A 16338-nucleotide genomic window follows, 5' to 3' on the forward strand; every position below is an offset into this window, starting at 1 on the left:
GTCAACTGCGGCCTATCGGATAGCACATGTCCCTTCGCGACTTCGGCCTGCTGGTCCTGATCTGCCTCGTGTGGGCGGGCAACAACATCATGTCCAAGATCGTGGTCGCCCACTGGGGCGTGCCGCCGCTGTTCTATGCGGCCGTGCGCTTCGCGCTGGTGGCGCTGGCGACCCTGCCCTGGCTGCTGCCCGCGCCGCGGCCGACCTGGCGGATCGTGGTGGTGGCGCTGCTGATGGGGGCGGGGAACTTCGCCCTGCTGTTCATGGGCTTCAAGACCGCCTCGCCGTCGGCCGCCTCGGTGGTGATCCAGCTGGGCGTGCCGTTCACGACCCTGCTGTCGATGGTGATGCTGGGCGAGCAGATCCGCTGGCGGCGGGGTCTGGGCATCGCGCTCACCCTGGCCGGGGCGGTGACGGTGATGTGGAGCCCGCACGGCTTCGTGCTGTCGCCGGGGCTCTGGTTGATCGTCGCGGCCGCCTTCGCCGGCTCGCTGGGCGCGGTGATGATGAAGCAGGTCGAGGGCGTGAAGCCCTTGCAGTTCCAGGCCTGGGTCGGCTTCTCGTCGATCTGGCCGCTGGCGGCGATGAGCGCTCTCATCGAGCCAGGCCAGGTCGCGGCGGGGATCGCCGCCGGCTGGCCGTTCGTGGCGGCGGTGGTGTTCTCGGCCCTGGTGGTTTCGGTCGTGGCCCATACGGCCTATTACGGGCTGATCCAGCGCTACGAGGCCAACCTGATCGCTCCGCTCACCCTGCTGACGCCGCTGTTCACCATCCTGCTGGGCGTGCTGGTCACCCACGACCATTTCGACCTGCGGATGGGGATCGGCGCGGCGCTCGCTTTGCTGGGTGTTCTGATCATCGCGCTTCGGCGGAATCAGGTCATGCCGTTGCTGATGTCGATCCGGAACCGCGCCCAATGAGTCTCAACCTTATCGAGGCCCCGTCGCCCAATTTCGACGCCCGCAAGGCGGTGCCCGATACGATCGTGCTGCACTACACGGGCATGGAGACCGGCGAGGCCGCGATCGAGCGCCTGCGCGATCCCGAGGCCAAGGTCTCGGCCCACTACTGCGTGGAAGAAGATGGCCGCATCTTCCGCCTGGTGCCCGAAGAGCGCCGCGCGTGGCACGCGGGCGCCGCCTTCTGGAAAGGCGTCAAGGACATCAACTCGGCCTCGATCGGCATCGAGATCGTCAATCCCGGCCACGAGTTTGGCTATCGCCCGTTCCCCGAGGCGCAGATCGCCTCGGTGATCAACCTGCTGGCCGACGTGCGCTCACGCTGGATGATCCCTGACAGCCGCATCCTCGGCCACTCCGACATCGCTCCAGCCCGCAAGATCGATCCGGGCGAGCTCTTTCCGTGGAAGCGTCTGGCCGAGAGCGGCCACGGCCTGTGGATCGAGCCTGCTCCCTCGCCCGGCGCGCCGCTGGGCCAGGGCGAGGAGGGGACTGGCGTGTTCGCCTTGCAGGCCGGCCTGACCCGCCTGGGCTTCGATTGCGCCCCGACCGGCAAGTACGACGAGTGGACCGCGACCGTGGTCGGCGCCTTCCAGCGCCACTGGCTGCAGAGCCGCTTCGACGGCATCGCCGACGGCGAGACCCGAGCCCGATTGGTGGGCCTGCTGCGCGCGGCGGCCGAGTAATGCATCCGGACAACCGCTTCCGCGTCGAGGACCGCGCGGTCCTGCTCGACTTCATCGCCGCGCATCCGTTCGTGACGATCGCCGCGTCGGTCGGCGGTCGGCCGTTCGTGGCCCAGTCGCCGGTGGTGATCCGCGATCTGGACGGTGAGATCGCGCTCGACTTCCACCTGTCGCGCGGCAACGTGCTGACGCCGCACCTGACCCAGGGCTTCCGGGCCGTGGCGCTGGCCACGGGCCTGGACGCCTATATCAGCCCCGACTGGTACGAGAGCGTCGACCAGGTGCCGACCTGGAACTACCAGTCCGTCGAGGCCGAAGGCTCGGTCGCGCCACTGAACGACGAAGAGCTGATCGCGCTGCTCGACGACCTCTCGGCCCAGGAAGAGGCGCGGCTTCTCCCCAAGAAGCCCTGGACCCGCGACAAGATGAAGCCCGGCAAGTTCGAGGCCCTGCTGCGCGGGATCCAGGGCGGTCGCCTGTTCGTCGAGCGGCTGGATGGCACATTCAAGCTCTCGCAGAACAAGAACGACGCCGACCGCCTGGGCGCGGCCAAGGGGCTGGGCGACCATCCGATCGCGGAGTTGATGCGAACCTAGACGCCGACGACGGGGGACCCGTAGGTCGCCAGTACGCTGTCAGCCGTAAGCAGGAGCATGTCCTCGACAACAGCTTGCGCGACCAGAATGCGGTCAAAAGGGTCGTTGTGAATTGACGGCAAGCCCTGGGTGGCGGCGCCGTGCTCGCTGGTAATGGGGAGCTCTTCCCAGCGGTTGTTCAAGAGGTTGCGGCGCAGCCGTCGCGGATCGACCTTGAACCTATCGGGGTGTCTGGCTGCCTTAGTGGCGAGTTCCCAGATGCTGGCGGCGCTGAAGACCAGGGTATTCTCCCCATTGTCCATCAGTGCGCGTCCCTTGGCTGAAATGCGGGACGGCGATCCGGCGGACCAGACGAGAAGCTGACTATCGATCAGTAGCTTCATTCTTCGCCTTCGAAGAGCTTGCGGATTTCTTCGGCGTCGATGCGGTCGAAGTCGTCGGGCACCTCGATCTCGCCCTCCATGAAGCCCAATCGCTGTATGGCTGACGGGGTGGGGGCATCCAGCGGCACCACCTTGACCATCGGTTTGCCCGCCTTGGCGATGATGAAGCCTTCACCGTCCGCCGCCTGCTCGACCAGCTTGGAAAGGTGCGTCTTGGCTTCGTGGATGTTGACGGTCCGCATCGCGGCCTCCGTGAACTAAGTTCAGTTAGTTTAGTCCATATCCGATCGATCGCCAATTGACCCGTCGTCATCTGAGCGTCAAAGAGACCTCGGACCAGATGGTCGGGCGGTCGCGTCGTCTTCGGACGCCGAGGAAAGTCCGGGCTCCACGGTGACAAGGCGGTGGGTAACGCCCACCGGGAGCGATCCCAGGGATAGCGCCACAGAAAGCAAACCTCCTCCCTACGGGGCGGGAAGGGTGAAAGGGTGGGGTAAGAGCCCACCGCGGACCTGGCGACAGGGACGGCATGGCAAGCCCCGCCTGGAGCAAGACCGAATAGGGACCCCGCGCCGGCCTCGCGTCGGATAGGCCGTCACTGGCCGAGAGGGTCCGGGTAGGTCGCGAGAGCCGTCCAGCAATGGCCGGCCTAGAGGAATGATCGTCGCCGCTCCGCAAGGGGCGGAACAGAACCCGGCTTATAGATCATCTGGTCCCCAACCTCCCTCTGGCGGGGAGGCGACAGAGGGCGTTCGCGCCAAGCGCTCGCGAGTCTTCCTCCAGATGGCGGAAAGCGGCCGCTCCCCGAAATCCACATCCGATGGGACGAACTGGGACGGGCCAAGGCGTTCGCTTAACAAGTTCTGTGTATGTTCTGTGGATTAACTGTTTCGGCCAGTGAAGAAGGGGTGCGACATCTTTGAAATCTCGATGAAACGGGACTTGGTGTCATTGTCTCCCAATTCATCCCATGTTAACCCAATTTGCGTCGGGGCGAGTTGGTGGTGCTCGCCGACCGGCATGGGTTTGGCGGGGTTTAAGCTTCAGTGTTTCTCTCGACGTTCGAGAAACAGCTCGACAGCAAGCGGCGCATCGTTGTGCCGCAGGAATTCCGCGCGGCCGTCTCCGGCATGTTCGACGGCATCTTCTGCTTCCCCTCGATCGAGGCCGACTGCCTGGAAGCGGGCGGAAAGGCCTTGTTCGACCGCTATGTGAGCGTGATCGAGGAGATGCCGTTCGGCGATCCGACGCGCTCGGCGCTGGAAACCAGCATCCTGGGCGGCATGGCCAAGCTGACGTTTGATACAGCTGGTCGCATTACGCTTCCCGATCAGCTGTGCGAAACGTGCGGTCTCACGGATTGGGTAGCCGTCGTCGGTATGGGTGAGCGTTTTCAGATCTGGTCGCGCGAGGCCTTCCAGGCCCATCGCGCGACGCAACGCGATCTGGCCCGGGAAGGCCTCGCGGCCCTGCGCGCCCAGCAGCGCGTGGCCAAGTTCGGGAGCGCGTCGTGAGCGAAGCCCCGCACATCTCGGTCCTGCTGAATGAGATCGTCGAGGCCCTGGACGCCAAGCCGGGCGAGACCATCATCGACGGCACCTTCGGCGCGGGCGGCTATACGCGCGCCATCTTGGCCACCGGCGCGACGGTCGTGGGCTTTGACCGTGATCCCACCGTCCTGAAGTTCACCGAAGGCCTGCCGGCCGACCGCTTCCGCCTGATCCAGGACCGCTTCTCGCAGATGGCCGAGCACTTCGCGCCGCAGTCGGTCGACGGCGTGGTGCTGGATATCGGCGTGTCGTCCATGCAACTGGACGAGGCCGAGCGCGGCTTCTCGTTCATGCGCGACGGTCCGCTGGACATGCGGATGAGCGACACCGGCCCGACCGCCGCCGACCTCGTCAACGAGCTGGACCACACCGAGCTGGCCCGCATCCTCTATGTCTATGGCGAGGAACACGCCTCGCGCCGGATCGCCAGTTTCCTGGTGCGCCGCCGCGAGGAGCGCAAGTTCGAGCGCACCCTGGACTTGGCGCATGTGATCGAGCGCGCTCTGGGCGGTCGCAAAGGCGCCAAGGTCCACCCGGCCACGCGCTCGTTCCAAGGCTTGCGCATCGCGGTCAATGAGGAGCTGGCCGAGCTGGAGGCGGGTCTCGCCGCCGCCGAGCGGATCCTGAAGCCGGGCGGCCGCCTGGCGGTGGTGACCTTCCACTCGCTGGAAGACCGCATCGTCAAGAACTACCTGGCCGAGCGGGCCGGGCGCACCGCCGGCGGTTCGCGCCATGCGCCGCCCGTCGCCGCCGGCGCGCCGTCCAGCTTCCAGCTGATCGCCAACAAGGCCATCGCGCCGGGCGAGGCCGAGCTGGCCGTCAATCCGCGCGCCCGCTCGTCGAAGCTGCGCGCCGCCGTGCGCACCGAGGCCCCCGTCTGGGAGGCCAGCGCATGACCAGTGTCGGCCTGTTCGATCGCCGCATCCGGGGCTTCCGCGTCGTCGAGGTCGCGGGCATGGGCGTGCTGCTGACCCTGGTGACCAGCGTCTATCTGGCCAAGACCTTCGCCGGTCGCGAGCGCCAGGAGATCAGCCGCATCGAGCAGGAGATCGTCGACGAGGGCGTGCGCAAGCGCCTGCTCGAGGCCGAGGTCGCTCACCTGGAACAGCCGCGTCGCATCGAGCAGCTGGCGCAGATGATGCAGCTGAAGCCGATCACGCCGGACCACGAGATCACCGAGGACGCCCTGATCGACGTCGCGCGCCGCCGCGAGCTGCCGCGCGCCCCGATCTCGGCCGCGCCGGTCGCGCCCGAGGCCCTGGCCGCCGATGCGCCGGAAGCCCTGCCGGACGACGCTTCGCTTCCGCCGCCGCCTCCGACGCCCAAGCCGCAAGCTCCGGAGGCTCCGCGATGAGCCTCTCGAACCTCGGTCCCGGTGGCTTCCAGCCCGCGATCTGGCGGTGGCTGATCGAGCGCGTCTGGCGCCTGGAGCACGCCTTCGAGCGCTCGCGCGCCCAGGCCAAGCCCGAAGACGACACCCGCATCCGCATCTTCCTGGTCATGGGCTTCTTCAGCCTGTGCTTCGTCGGCGTTGGCCTGGGCGCGGGCTGGGCGGCGCTGTTCTCGAACGCCGGCAAGGGCAACGGCTACGCCCAGGGCGCGGAAGGCGCGCGCGGCGACGTGGTCGACCGCAACGGCAAGCTGCTGGCCGTCGACCTGGCCCACTACGCGCTCTATGTCGATCCGCGCGAGGTCTGGGACGCCAAGGAAGTGCGCCGCGCCCTGGGCAAGGCCCTGCCGCAAGTGCCGGCCAAGCGCCTGGACAAGGCCGTGTTCGGCGATCACCGCGCCTTCGTCCTGGGCGGCCTGACGCCCGACGAGAAGGACGCCATCTTCAATCTGGGCCTGCCCGGCATCTCGTTCGAGGAGCAGGAGCGCCGGATGTACCCGCTGGGTCCGACGGCCGCGCACCTGATCGGCTTCGTCGACAGCGGCGGCAAGGGCCTGGCCGGCGCCGAGCGCGCCCTGGACGATCCGATCCGCAAGGCGGCGGGCGGCGAGGGCGGCCCGACCCAGCTGTCGATCGACGTGCGCGTGCAGGCGGCGCTGGAGGACGAGCTGCGCAAGGGCGCGGCCGAGTTCACCCCGAAGGGCGCCGTGGGCCTGGTCACCAACGTCCACACCGGCGAGATCCTGGGCCTGGCCAGCTATCCCGACTACGACGCCAACAAGGCCGGTGACGCCACCGACGACCAGCGCTTGAACCGCGCGGCGGCCTCGGTCTACGAGATGGGCTCGACCTTCAAGGCGTTCACCGTCGCGATCGGCCTGGACACCGGCGTGGCCACCCCGGCCTCGACCTTCGACGCGCGCGAGCCCTTCAAGCTGGGCTACCGCACGATCCACGACTACCACGCGGCCAAGGCCATCCTGACCCTGGTCGAGGTGTTCAAGCACTCGTCGAACATCGGCACGGCCATGCTGGCCGAGAAGATCGGCGGCGAGCGCCTCAGCCAGTACTTCACCAACCTGGGCCTGACCAAGCCGGCCAAGGTCGAACTGATGGAGTCCGCGCGGCCGCTGACCCCGCGCAAGTGGGACATGGACGCGGTGGCCTCCACCTCGTTCGGCCACGGCATGAACGTCAGCCCGCTGGCCCTCGCTCAAGCGATGGGCGCGCTGCTGAACGGCGGCGAGTCGATCCCGCTGACCATCCGCAAGCTGCCGCCGGGCGTGCGTCCGGAAGGTAAGCGGGTGATCTCCGAGGCGACCTCGGCCGAGATGCTGAGGATCATGCGGGCCAATGTCGTGCCCGGCCAGGGCGGCAGCGGCGGCAAGGCCGACGTGCCCGGCCTGTCGGTCGGCGGCAAGACCGGCACCGGCGAGAAGTACGACCCGTCGATCCGCGGCTACAACCACCAGCGCCAGGTCTCGTCGTTCGCGGCGGTGTTCCCGACCGACGGCCCGGTGGAGGCCGACCGTTACTTCGTCCTGATCCTGATGGACGAGCCGCATGGCACGGCCAAGTCGTTCGGCTTCTCGACGGGCGGCTGGGTCGGCGCGCCGCCGGCCGGCAAGGTGATCGACCGCATCGCCCCGTTCCTGGGCGTGCAACGCAAGACCGAGCTGGTGACCATCGCCAGTCAACCCAAGAGCGCCGTACCGGGGGCGGGACTATGACCAGACATCTGTCGGAACTGTTCAACCGCCCCTTCGCCAACGATCCGGTGATCGCCGGCGTCACCGCCGACAGCCGCAAGGTCACGGCCGGCTGGCTGTTCGCCGCCCTGCCGGGGACCAAGGTCGATGGCCGCGATTTCGCGCCGGGCGCGGTGTCCAAGGGCGCCGCCGCCATCCTGGCCCCCGAGGGCGGGCTTGAGGGGCTGGGCGTTCCGGTGGTCCGTTCGGAAGACGCCCGCCGCGCCTACGCCCTGGCCTCGTCGGCCTTCTGGGGCAAGCAGCCGGCCATGTGCGTGGCCGTCACCGGCACCAACGGCAAGACTTCGGTCGCCGGCTTCGCGCGCCAGATCTTCGCCAAGCTGGGCCACAAGGCCGCCAGCATGGGCACCCTGGGCGTCGTCGTCAGCGAAGCGGGCCAACCGGATCAGCAACTGACCCCGCCCGGCCTGACCACGCCGGACGCCGGCGACGTGGCCGAGATGGTCGCGCGCCTGGCCGAGATGGGCGTCACCCACCTGGCGCTGGAAGCCAGCTCGCACGGCGTCGACCAGCGCCGGGTCGATGGCGTGAAGCTGAAGGCCGCCGGCTTCACCAACTTCACCCAGGACCACCTGGACTATCACGGCTCGATGGAGGCCTATCGCGCCGCCAAGCTGCGCCTGTTCGACACCTTGACGCCGGGCGGCGCGACCGCCGTGCTGAACGCCGACAGCGAGGCCTTCCCGAACTTCGCCGCGGCTGCCGTGACCTCGGGCCAGAGCGTCTATTCGGTGGGCGAGGACGGCCAGGGCCTGCGCCTGATCTCGCGCACCCCGACCCCGGCCGGCCAGGACCTGGTCATCGAGGCCGACGACGTCGTCCACCACATCAAGCTGCCGCTGGCCGGCGCCTTCCAGGCCTCGAACGTGCTGGTCGCCGCCGGCCTGTGCGTCGCCGCCGGCGAGGACATCGGCAAGGTGCTGAAGGCCCTGGAGAGCCTGGAAGGCGCGGCCGGTCGCCTGCAGCGCGTTGGCCGTGGCCCCAAGGGCGGCGAGGCCTATGTCGACTACGCCCACACGCCGGACGGCCTGCAAACGGTGCTGGAAGCCCTGCGTCCGCACACGCGCGGCAAGCTGATCGCCGTGTTCGGCGCCGGCGGCGACCGCGATCGCGGCAAGCGTCCGCTGATGGGCGCGATCGGCGCCAAGCTGGCCGACATCGCCATCGTCACCGACGACAACCCGCGCTCGGAAGACCCCGCCTCGATCCGCGCCGCCATCCTGGAAGCCGCGCCGGGCGCCCGCGAGATCGGCGACCGCCGCGCGGCCATCCGCGCCGCCGTCGAGCTGATGGGGGAGGGCGACGTGCTGGTCATCGCCGGCAAGGGCCACGAGCAGGGCCAGATCGTCGCCGGCGTCGTCCACCCGTTCGACGACGTAGCCGAAACGCTCGAAGCGCTGGAGGGCGTCGATGCCTGAAGCGCCCCAAAACGCTCTATGGACGGCAGACGAGATCGCGCAAGCGGTCGGCGGCAAGGTCGCCGGCGACTTCGCCGTGACTGGCATCTCGATCGACACCCGCACCGTCGAGGCGGGTGACCTGTTCGTGCCGCTGGTCGGCGTGCGCGACGGCCATGACTTCGTCCCGCAGGCCGTGGCCGCCGGCGCGACGGGCGTGCTGGCCGCCAAGGCCGTCGACGCTCCGGCCGTCATGGTCGAGGACACCTTCAAGGCCCTAGAGCTGTTGGGCGTCGCCGCCCGCGAACGCGCGCCGCAGTGCAAGCGCGGGGCGGTGACTGGCTCGGTCGGCAAGACCAGCGTCACCCGCGCCGTCGAGGCCGGCTTGCGCCTGGCGGGCAAGGCCCACGCCTCGGTGAAGAGCTACAACAACCACATCGGCGTGCCCCTGACCCTGGCCCGGATGCCGCGCGACACCCAGCGCGCCGTGTTCGAGATCGGCATGAACCACGCCGACGAGATCGTACCGCTGTCGGGCTTCGTCCAGCCGCACGCGGTGGCGATCACCACGGTGGGCCCGGTCCACCTGGAGAACTTCGAGAACGAAGAGGGCGTGGCGCGCGCCAAGGCCGAGATCTTCGCCGGCCTGCAACCCGGCGGCGTCGCCGTGCTCAACGCCGACAACAAGTGGTTCGACCTGCTGAAGGCCGAGGCCGAGAAGGCCGGCGCGACCGTCTGGAGCTTCGGCGAGACCGAGGGCGCGACGGCGCGCCTGACCGGCTTCTCGGTCGACGGTGAAGGCGCGGTCGTCTCGCTGAGCCTGCGCGGCGAGCCCCTGAGCTTCCCGATCCGCCAGACCGGCGTCCACTGGGGCCCCAACAGCCTGTGCGTCCTGCTGATGCTGGAAGCCTTGGACGTCTCGCGCGAAACCGCGCTCGCCGCCCTGGCCGCGTTCGCCCCGATCGAGGGCCGTGGGGCCGAGAAGACCGTCCGCATCGACGGCGGAACCTTCACCCTCGTCGACGAGAGCTACAACGCCAATCCAGTCTCGATGCAGGCCGCCTTGAAGACCCTCGGCGCGCGCAAGGTCGCCGGTCGCCGGGTCGTGGCGCTGACCGATATGCTCGAACTGGGCGAGGGCAGCGACCGGTTTCACGCCGAGCTTGCAGGGCCGATCGACCATGCAAACGTTGACGTCGTTTTTGTCGCAGGCGTCCACATGAAATCGCTGTGGGAGGCGCTTCCGCCGACTCGGCGAGGCGGCTACGCGGAAGTTACTGAAAAGTTAACGGCGCAGCTGGCGGGGGCAATCCGTCCGGGTGACGTGGTGATGGTGAAGGGGTCGAACGGCTCCAAGGCCGGGGTTCTCGCCCGGGCCCTGGCGGAGCTCGACCTTGGAGAACAGGGCTGATGCTGTACTTCCTGTACGAATGGCTGGCGCGCTCGCAAGAGCACGTGCCGATGCTGAATCTGCTGAAGTACCTGACCTTCCGGTCGGGCATGGCGATGCTGACCGCCTATATCGTCGCCGTGGCCATGGGCTCGCGCTTCATCCGCTGGATGAAGGCCAAGCAGGGCAAGGGTCAGCCGATCCGCACCGACGGCATCGCCCGTCACGTCACCGAGAAGGCCGGCACGCCCACCATGGGCGGCTTCATGATCCTGGCCGGCCTGTTCGTCGGCGCCCTGCTGTGGTCCGACCTGCGCAACATCCACGTCTGGGTCGTGCTGCTGGTCACCGGCAGCTACGGCGTCCTGGGCTTCATGGACGACTACGCCAAGGTCACCAAGCAGACCACGGCGGGCCTCTCCAGCGTCCAGAAACTGATCGCCCAGTTCGTGGTGGCCATCATCGCCACCGTGATCCTGGTCCAGTTCGCGCCCAAGTCGCCGATGACCCCGGGCATGGAGACCAGCGTGGTCTTCCCGATCTTCAAGGCGCTGGTGATCAATCTGGGCTGGTTCTACGTGGCCTTCGCGGCCGTGACGATCGCCGGCTTCTCGAACGCCGTGAACCTGACCGACGGCCTGGACGGCCTGGCCATCGTGCCGGTGATGTTCGCCGCCTCGACCTTCGGCCTGATCGCCTACCTCGTGGGCAACTACAAGTTCGCCGACTATCTGAACCTGCACTTCGCGCCGGGCGTCGGCGAGCTGGCGGTGCTGTGCGGCGCGATCATCGGCGGGGGCATGGGCTTCCTCTGGTACAACGCCCCGCCGGCCAAGATCTTCATGGGCGACACCGGCTCGCTGGCCCTGGGCGGCGCGCTGGGCGCGATCGCCGTCTGCGCCAAGCACGAGCTGGTCCTGGGCATCGTCGGCGGTCTGTTCGTGGCCGAGGCGCTCAGCGTGATGATCCAGGTCGCCTACTTCAAGAAGACCGGCAAGCGCGTCTTCCTGATGGCGCCGATCCACCACCATTTCGAGAAGTTGGGCTGGGCCGAGTCCACCGTCGTGGTCCGCTTCTGGATCGTGTCGATGATCCTGGCCTTCGTCGGCCTCGCCACCCTGAAGCTGCGCTAGGAGCACTGAGACTATGATCCCCGTCCGCGGATTCGAGGACAAGACCGTCGCGGTGTTCGGCCTGGGCCGGACCGGACTGACGGCCGCGCGCGCCTTGATCGCGGGTGGGGCGAAGGTCGCCCTGTGGGACGAGAAACCGGAGAGCCGCGAAGCCGCGGCCGCCGAGGGTTTCCCCGTCGTCGATCTGCAAGCCGCCGACTGGTCCCAGTTCGCCGCCCTGATGCTGTCGCCGGGCGTGCCCCTGACCCATCCCAAGCCCCACTGGACCGTCGAGAAGGCCAAGGCCGCCGGCGTCGAGGTGCTGGGCGACGTCGAGCTCTTCGCCCGCACGGTCAACGCCGCGCCGGTGCACAAGCGCCCGAAGATCATCGCCATCACCGGCACCAACGGCAAGTCGACGACGACCGCCCTGGTCGGCCACCTCTGCGCCTCGGCCGGCCGCGATACGCGGGTCGGCGGCAATATCGGCCTCGGCGTCCTGGGCCTTGAGGACATGCATGGTGGCGCGGTCTACGTGCTGGAGCTGTCGTCCTACCAGCTGGACCTGACGTCGAGCCTGAAGCCCGACGCGGTGGTGCTGCTGAACATCTCGCCCGACCACCTGGACCGTCACGGCGGCATGGACGGCTACATCGCCGCCAAGCGCCGGATCTTCCTGAACCAGGGCAAGGGCGACACCGCCATCATCGGCGTCGACGATCCGTGGTGCCAGCAGATCTGCACCGAGATCACCGCCGCCAACCGCCGCACCATCTGGCCGATCAGCTCGGGCAAGGCCATGGGCCGGGGCGTCTACGCCCTGCAAGGCGTGCTCTACGACGCGACCGGTGAGCGGGTAGTGGAGATGGCCGACCTGCTGCGCGCCCGCAGCCTGCCGGGCCGCCACAACTGGCAGAACGCCGCGGCCGCCTACGCCGCCGCCCGCGCCATCGGCATCCCGGCCCACGACGCGGTCGAGGGTCTGATGACCTTCCCGGGCCTGGCGCACCGGATGGAGACGGTCGGCAAGATCGGCAAGGTCCGCTTCGTCAACGACAGCAAGGCCACCAACGCCGACGCCGCCCGCCAGGCGATGTCCAGCTATCCGAAGTTCTACTGGATCGGCGGCGGCGTGGCGAAAGCCGGCGGCATCGACGACCTGAAGGACCTCTTCCCGCGCATCGCCAAGGCCTATCTGATTGGCGAGGCCGCCAACGTCTTCGCCACGACCCTGGCCGGCAAGGCCGACGTCAAGATGAGCGGCACGCTGGAGAAGGCCGTGCAGCAGGCCTATGCCGACGCGGCGGCCAGCGGCGAGGACGCGGTGGTGCTGCTGTCGCCGGCCTGCGCGTCGTTCGACCAATTCAGCGACTTCGAGGCCCGGGGCGAGGCGTTCCGCGCCGCCGTCAACGGGCTGACGGCCAGCGGCAGCAAGTCGGCCGTCGCCTAGAAGCGGGCCAGCTTCACCGTCTCCGCATATCGGGCACGCGCCCACTGAACTTAGCCTTGGCTTCGGCGTTGAACCGCTGTGCGCCGCCTAGGGGGCCGGCGCGTCCTTTGCGGAGCGAGCATGTCTGAGGTCAAGGTCGAGAGCCGTGTCAGCACCGGAGTGCCCGGACTCGACGACATCCTGGGCGGCGGTCTGACCCGCGATCGCATTTATCTGGTCGAGGGCACGCCCGGCTCGGGCAAGACCACCCTGGCGCTGCAGTTCCTGCTCAAGGGGCGCGAACTGGGCGAGAGCGGGCTCTACATCACCTTGTCGGAGACCGAACCGGAGCTGAAGGCCGCCGCCGCCAGCCATGGCTGGTCGCTGGACGGTATCGACCTGTTCGAACTGGTCAGCGAGGAGGGCCTGGACCCCGACAGCGAGCAGTCGGTGTTGCACCCGTCCGACGTCGAGCTGGGCGAGACGACGCGCGGGGTGATGAAGCAGGTCGAGGAGACCAAGCCGCTCCGCGTGGTGTTCGACAGCCTGTCGGAGATGCGGCTGCTGGCTCAGAACCCGCTGCGCCACCGCCGCCAGATCCTGGCTCTGAAGCACTTCTTCGCCACCCGCCGCTGCACGGTGCTGCTGCTCGACGACCAGACCGCCGAGGATGGCGACCTGCAGCTGCACAGCATCGCCCACGGGGTGATCAGCCTGCGCCGCATGACCCAGGAATACGGCGCTCAGCGCCGCCAGCTGGAGGTGGTCAAGATGCGGGGCATCAAGTTCCGCGGCGGCTTCCACGACTTCTCGCTCGACACCGGCGGCATCCGGGTCTTCGAGCGGCTGGTGGCGGCCCATCACCCGGCGACCTTCGCCCAGGAGATGGTCTCCACCGGCGCGCCGGGCATCGACGCGCTGATGGGCGGCGGGCTGACGCGCGGCACCAACACCCTGATCAGCGGCCCGTCGGGCGTGGGCAAGACCACCACGTCGGTGCGCTGCGCCCTGACCGCGCTCGAGCGCGGCGAGACGGTCGCCTACTATCTGTTCGACGAAGGCCTGACGACGCTGCTGACGCGCTCGAAGGCGCTGGGCATGGACCTGCGGCCCTATATCGACAACGGCCGACTGGTCGTGCGCGCCATCGATCCGGCCGAGCTGTCGCCCGGCGAGTTCGCGTTCCACGTCCGCGACGCGGTGGAGCGCCTGGGCGCGCGGACCATCGTCATCGACAGCCTCAACGCCTACCTCCAGGCTATGCCCGGGCAGAAGTTCCTGCTGCTGCAGATGCACGAGCTGCTGACCTATCTCAATCAGCAGGGCGTGGTGACGCTGCTGATCCTGGGCCAGCACGGCTTCATCGGCGAGGTCCGCAGCGACATCGACCTCAGCTACCTCAGCGACGGCATTCTGCTGTTCCGCTTCTTCGAGGCCGCCGGCTCGGTGCTGACGGCCGTCTCGGCGGTCAAGAGCCGCATGGCCGCGCACGAGAAGACCATCCGCGAGATCCGCCTGACTGGGCACGGCATCGAGGTCGGCCAGGCGCTGACCGACTTCCAGGGCGTGATGTCTGGCCTGCCATCCTACCAGGGCAAGATCGACATGCTGGGCGAGGAGAAAAGTCGGCCGGCGGATGCCTAAACCGATCCTCATCCTGGCGCCGCGCGGGCGCGACGCGGCGGTCATCGCCGAGACCCTGGGCCATGTCGGTCACGCCTCGCAGATCTGCGACGATCTCGGCGCGCTGACGGAGGCGCTGGGCGACGAGGCCGGCGCGGCGATCCTGACGGAAGAGGCGCTGGCCCAGGGGGCCACCGACGCTCTGACCGATTGGCTGGCCCATCAGCCGACCTGGTCGGATTTCCCGTTCATCGTGCTGGTCACCAAGCAGCCCGGCAAGCGGACCCAGGCCGACGCCGAGCGGCTCAAAGGCATCGGCAACATCGTGCTGCTGGAGCGGCCGATCAACGCCGAGACGCTGATCAGCGCGGCGCATTCGGCGATCCGCGCCCGCCATCGCCAGTATGTCGCCCGCGACCATCTGCATGCCCAGACCAAGGCCGAGGAGCAGCTGCGCTTCGCCCTGGAGGCCGGCAAGCTGGGCGCATGGGACCTGGACCTCGACAGCGGGGCGCTGACCACCTCGACGGCGACGCGCGCCCATTTCGGCCACGCGCCCGACCAACCGCTGACGCTGGCCGGCATCGAGGCGGCCGTCCATCCCGAGGACGTGGCCCTGCGCGCGGGCGCGCTGGACGCCTCGATCGCCCGCGCCGAGGACTACGACGTCGAGTACCGGATCTTCTGGCCGGATGGCTCGCTGCACTGGGTGCAGGTGCGCGGTCGGCTCAACCGGATCCAGCCCGGCGAGCCGCGGCGGATGTCGGGGATCAGCCTCGACATCACCGCCCGCAAGACCGCCGAGGCGGAGCTGCGGCTGCTGAACGAGACGCTGGAGCAGCGCATCGCCGACAGCGTCGGCGAGCTTCAGCGCGCCAATGAGCGGCTGCTGGCCGAGATCAGCGAGCGCGAGCAGGCCCAGGCCGCGTTGGTCCAGGCCCAGAAGATGGACGCTATCGGCCAGCTGACCGGCGGCATCGCCCACGACTTCAACAACCTGCTGACCGCCATCGTCGGCAATATCGACATGATCGAACGGCGCAGCGACGACGAGCGGGTCAAGCGCATGGCCGCCAACGCCCGCGAAGGCGTCGAGCGCGCCACCAAGCTGACCGCGCAGCTGCTGGCCTTCTCGCGCAGCCAGCAGCTGGACCTGCAGCCGGTGGAGGTCGACGCGCTGATCGCCGGCATGGACGACCTGCTGACCCGGACCCTGGGTCACACCGTCGAGGTCCGCACGGCGCTGGCCGCCGGCGCCGCGCGGGCCAAGGCCGACGCCAACCAGCTGGAGCTGGCGGTGCTGAACCTGGCCATCAACGCCCGCGACGCCATGGGCGACGGCGGCACGGTGACCATCTCCAGCCGGATTTCCGACGAGTGGCATGAAGGTCTGCAGCCCGGCGACCACGTCGTCATCGCCGTCAGCGACACCGGTCACGGCATTCCCAAGGAGCTGCTGCAGAAAGTGTTCGACCCCTTCTTCACGACCAAGAGCGTAGGCAAGGGGACGGGGCTGGGTCTCAGCCAGGTCTATGGCATCGCCACCCAGTCGGGCGGCACGGTGCGGATCGACAGCACGGTCGGCGTCGGCACGACGATCGAGATCTGGCTGCCGATCACCGAGGCCAGCGACCGCATCCGGCCCAGCGACATCCCGCCGAACGAGACCCCGCTCAGCGAAGGCGAGCGCGTCCTGGTGATCGACGACGATCCCAGCGTCCGCCGGTTCCTGGTCCAGTGCCTGCGCTCGCTGGGCTACCGCGTCACCGAGGCGTCGGGCGGGCAGGAGGGGCTGGCGCGCCTCGTCGAGGATCGGCCCGACCTGATGGTCGTCGACTTCGCCATGCCGGGCATGGACGGCGCCCAGGTCGCCAAGCGGGCGCGGCAGGTCATTCCCGCCTTGGGCATGTTGCTGATCACCGGCTACGCCGACGCGGGCGCGATCCGGGAACTGGTCAATTCCGAGGCGGTCCTGCGCAAGCCTTTCAAGGTCAGCGACCTGGCGGTCGCCGTCCGCAAGGCGCTGGGCGAGCGCGCCGTCGCCGTCGGCTAGG

The 16338-nt window shown here is 68.7% G+C and carries 15 protein-coding genes and 1 other RNA gene; 14 read left to right on the top strand and 2 right to left on the bottom strand.

What is annotated here, in order from left to right:
* Positions 1-26: 26 nt before the first annotated feature.
* From AC07NI_RS00280 to AC07NI_RS00290, 3 genes are read left to right on the top strand one after another with little or no spacing between them, the layout of a single operon-like run.
* Complete coding sequence (locus AC07NI_RS00280) at positions 27-920, top strand: DMT family transporter (RefSeq protein WP_494614806.1); 894 nt, start codon at positions 27-29, stop codon at positions 918-920.
* Positions 917-1645 carry an N-acetylmuramoyl-L-alanine amidase gene (locus tag AC07NI_RS00285; protein ID WP_494614807.1) on the top strand — a complete coding sequence of 243 codons (729 nt, stop codon included), beginning with the start codon at positions 917-919 and terminating at the stop codon, positions 1643-1645. Before AC07NI_RS00280 ends, AC07NI_RS00285 begins: the two co-directional genes overlap by 4 nt.
* The gene (locus AC07NI_RS00290; RefSeq protein ID WP_494614808.1) at positions 1645-2241 is read left to right on the top strand and encodes an FMN-binding negative transcriptional regulator; all 597 of its coding nucleotides are present in this window, start codon (positions 1645-1647) and stop codon (positions 2239-2241) included. The genes AC07NI_RS00285 and AC07NI_RS00290 overlap by 1 nt, the downstream gene beginning before the upstream one ends.
* Here the strand turns inward: AC07NI_RS00290 and AC07NI_RS00295 are convergent.
* Both AC07NI_RS00295 and AC07NI_RS00300 read right to left on the bottom strand, forming a co-directional pair.
* Entirely contained in the window at positions 2238-2624 is a 387-nt protein-coding gene (locus tag AC07NI_RS00295; protein WP_494614809.1) for a type II toxin-antitoxin system VapC family toxin, read from the bottom strand. The two genes, AC07NI_RS00290 and AC07NI_RS00295, sit on opposite strands and share 4 nt — an antisense overlap.
* Positions 2621-2866, bottom strand: coding sequence for a type II toxin-antitoxin system Phd/YefM family antitoxin (locus AC07NI_RS00300; protein ID WP_494614810.1), 246 nt, complete (start codon positions 2864-2866; stop codon positions 2621-2623). Before AC07NI_RS00300 ends, AC07NI_RS00295 begins: the two co-directional genes overlap by 4 nt.
* Before the next feature lie 94 nt (positions 2867-2960).
* On the opposite strand from AC07NI_RS00300, the gene rnpB reads away from it, so the two are divergent.
* The 11 genes from rnpB to AC07NI_RS00355 all read left to right on the top strand — a co-directional run bounded on the left by rnpB (position 2961) and on the right by AC07NI_RS00355 (position 16337).
* Positions 2961-3341, top strand: an RNA gene (gene rnpB, locus AC07NI_RS00305) — RNase P RNA component class A.
* A 329-nt stretch (positions 3342-3670) separates the two neighbouring features.
* Positions 3671-4138, top strand: coding sequence for a division/cell wall cluster transcriptional repressor MraZ (locus AC07NI_RS00310; RefSeq protein ID WP_494614811.1), 468 nt, complete (start codon positions 3671-3673; stop codon positions 4136-4138).
* A complete protein-coding gene (gene rsmH / locus AC07NI_RS00315) occupies positions 4135-5070 on the top strand; it encodes a 16S rRNA (cytosine(1402)-N(4))-methyltransferase RsmH (RefSeq protein WP_494614812.1) in 936 nt (311 codons plus the stop codon). Before AC07NI_RS00310 ends, rsmH begins: the two co-directional genes overlap by 4 nt.
* Positions 5067-5528, top strand: a complete 462-nt coding sequence (ftsL, locus tag AC07NI_RS00320) for a cell division protein FtsL (protein WP_494614813.1) — start codon at positions 5067-5069, stop codon at positions 5526-5528. The genes rsmH and ftsL overlap by 4 nt, the downstream gene beginning before the upstream one ends.
* Positions 5525-7294 (top strand): peptidoglycan D,D-transpeptidase FtsI family protein, encoded by a 1770-nt coding sequence (locus AC07NI_RS00325; RefSeq protein WP_494614814.1) that lies wholly within the window; start codon positions 5525-5527, stop codon positions 7292-7294. The genes ftsL and AC07NI_RS00325 overlap by 4 nt, the downstream gene beginning before the upstream one ends.
* Positions 7291-8751, top strand: coding sequence for a UDP-N-acetylmuramoyl-L-alanyl-D-glutamate--2,6-diaminopimelate ligase (locus AC07NI_RS00330; protein ID WP_494614815.1), 1461 nt, complete (start codon positions 7291-7293; stop codon positions 8749-8751). Before AC07NI_RS00325 ends, AC07NI_RS00330 begins: the two co-directional genes overlap by 4 nt.
* A complete protein-coding gene (locus AC07NI_RS00335; protein ID WP_494614816.1) occupies positions 8744-10141 on the top strand; it encodes a UDP-N-acetylmuramoyl-tripeptide--D-alanyl-D-alanine ligase in 1398 nt (465 codons plus the stop codon). Before AC07NI_RS00330 ends, AC07NI_RS00335 begins: the two co-directional genes overlap by 8 nt.
* The gene (gene mraY, locus AC07NI_RS00340) at positions 10141-11253 is read left to right on the top strand and encodes a phospho-N-acetylmuramoyl-pentapeptide-transferase (RefSeq protein WP_494614817.1); all 1113 of its coding nucleotides are present in this window, start codon (positions 10141-10143) and stop codon (positions 11251-11253) included. The genes AC07NI_RS00335 and mraY overlap by 1 nt, the downstream gene beginning before the upstream one ends.
* A gap of 13 nt (positions 11254-11266) precedes the next feature.
* A complete protein-coding gene (gene murD / locus AC07NI_RS00345) occupies positions 11267-12682 on the top strand; it encodes a UDP-N-acetylmuramoyl-L-alanine--D-glutamate ligase (RefSeq protein ID WP_494614818.1) in 1416 nt (471 codons plus the stop codon).
* A 120-nt stretch (positions 12683-12802) separates the two neighbouring features.
* Positions 12803-14305: an ATPase domain-containing protein gene (locus tag AC07NI_RS00350; RefSeq protein WP_494614819.1), complete on the top strand. Its 1503-nt coding sequence runs from the start codon at positions 12803-12805 to the stop codon at positions 14303-14305.
* Positions 14298-16337: a hybrid sensor histidine kinase/response regulator gene (locus tag AC07NI_RS00355; protein WP_494614820.1), complete on the top strand. Its 2040-nt coding sequence runs from the start codon at positions 14298-14300 to the stop codon at positions 16335-16337. Before AC07NI_RS00350 ends, AC07NI_RS00355 begins: the two co-directional genes overlap by 8 nt.
* The last annotated feature ends 1 nt before the right edge of the window (position 16338 follow it).

It is taken from the genome of Caulobacter sp. GW821-FHT10E02, from assembly GCF_059415225.1.

Bases quoted from the DNA above. Each gene is read 5' to 3' on its own strand.
- AC07NI_RS00280 (WP_494614806.1), top strand. From the start codon at position 27: ATGTCCCTTCGCGACTTCGGCCTGCTGGTCCTGATCTGCCTCGTGTGG.
- AC07NI_RS00285 (WP_494614807.1), top strand. From the start codon at position 917: ATGAGTCTCAACCTTATCGAGGCCCCGTCGCCCAATTTCGACGCCCGC.
- AC07NI_RS00290 (WP_494614808.1), top strand. From the start codon at position 1,645: ATGCATCCGGACAACCGCTTCCGCGTCGAGGACCGCGCGGTCCTGCTC.
- AC07NI_RS00295 (WP_494614809.1), bottom strand. From the start codon at position 2,624: ATGAAGCTACTGATCGATAGTCAGCTTCTCGTCTGGTCCGCCGGATCG.
- AC07NI_RS00300 (WP_494614810.1), bottom strand. From the start codon at position 2,866: ATGCGGACCGTCAACATCCACGAAGCCAAGACGCACCTTTCCAAGCTG.
- ftsL (WP_494614813.1), top strand. From the start codon at position 5,067: ATGACCAGTGTCGGCCTGTTCGATCGCCGCATCCGGGGCTTCCGCGTC.
- AC07NI_RS00325 (WP_494614814.1), top strand. From the start codon at position 5,525: ATGAGCCTCTCGAACCTCGGTCCCGGTGGCTTCCAGCCCGCGATCTGG.
- AC07NI_RS00330 (WP_494614815.1), top strand. From the start codon at position 7,291: ATGACCAGACATCTGTCGGAACTGTTCAACCGCCCCTTCGCCAACGAT.
- AC07NI_RS00335 (WP_494614816.1), top strand. From the start codon at position 8,744: ATGCCTGAAGCGCCCCAAAACGCTCTATGGACGGCAGACGAGATCGCG.
- mraY (WP_494614817.1), top strand. From the start codon at position 10,141: ATGCTGTACTTCCTGTACGAATGGCTGGCGCGCTCGCAAGAGCACGTG.
- murD (WP_494614818.1), top strand. From the start codon at position 11,267: ATGATCCCCGTCCGCGGATTCGAGGACAAGACCGTCGCGGTGTTCGGC.
- AC07NI_RS00350 (WP_494614819.1), top strand. From the start codon at position 12,803: ATGTCTGAGGTCAAGGTCGAGAGCCGTGTCAGCACCGGAGTGCCCGGA.
- AC07NI_RS00355 (WP_494614820.1), top strand. From the start codon at position 14,298: ATGCCTAAACCGATCCTCATCCTGGCGCCGCGCGGGCGCGACGCGGCG.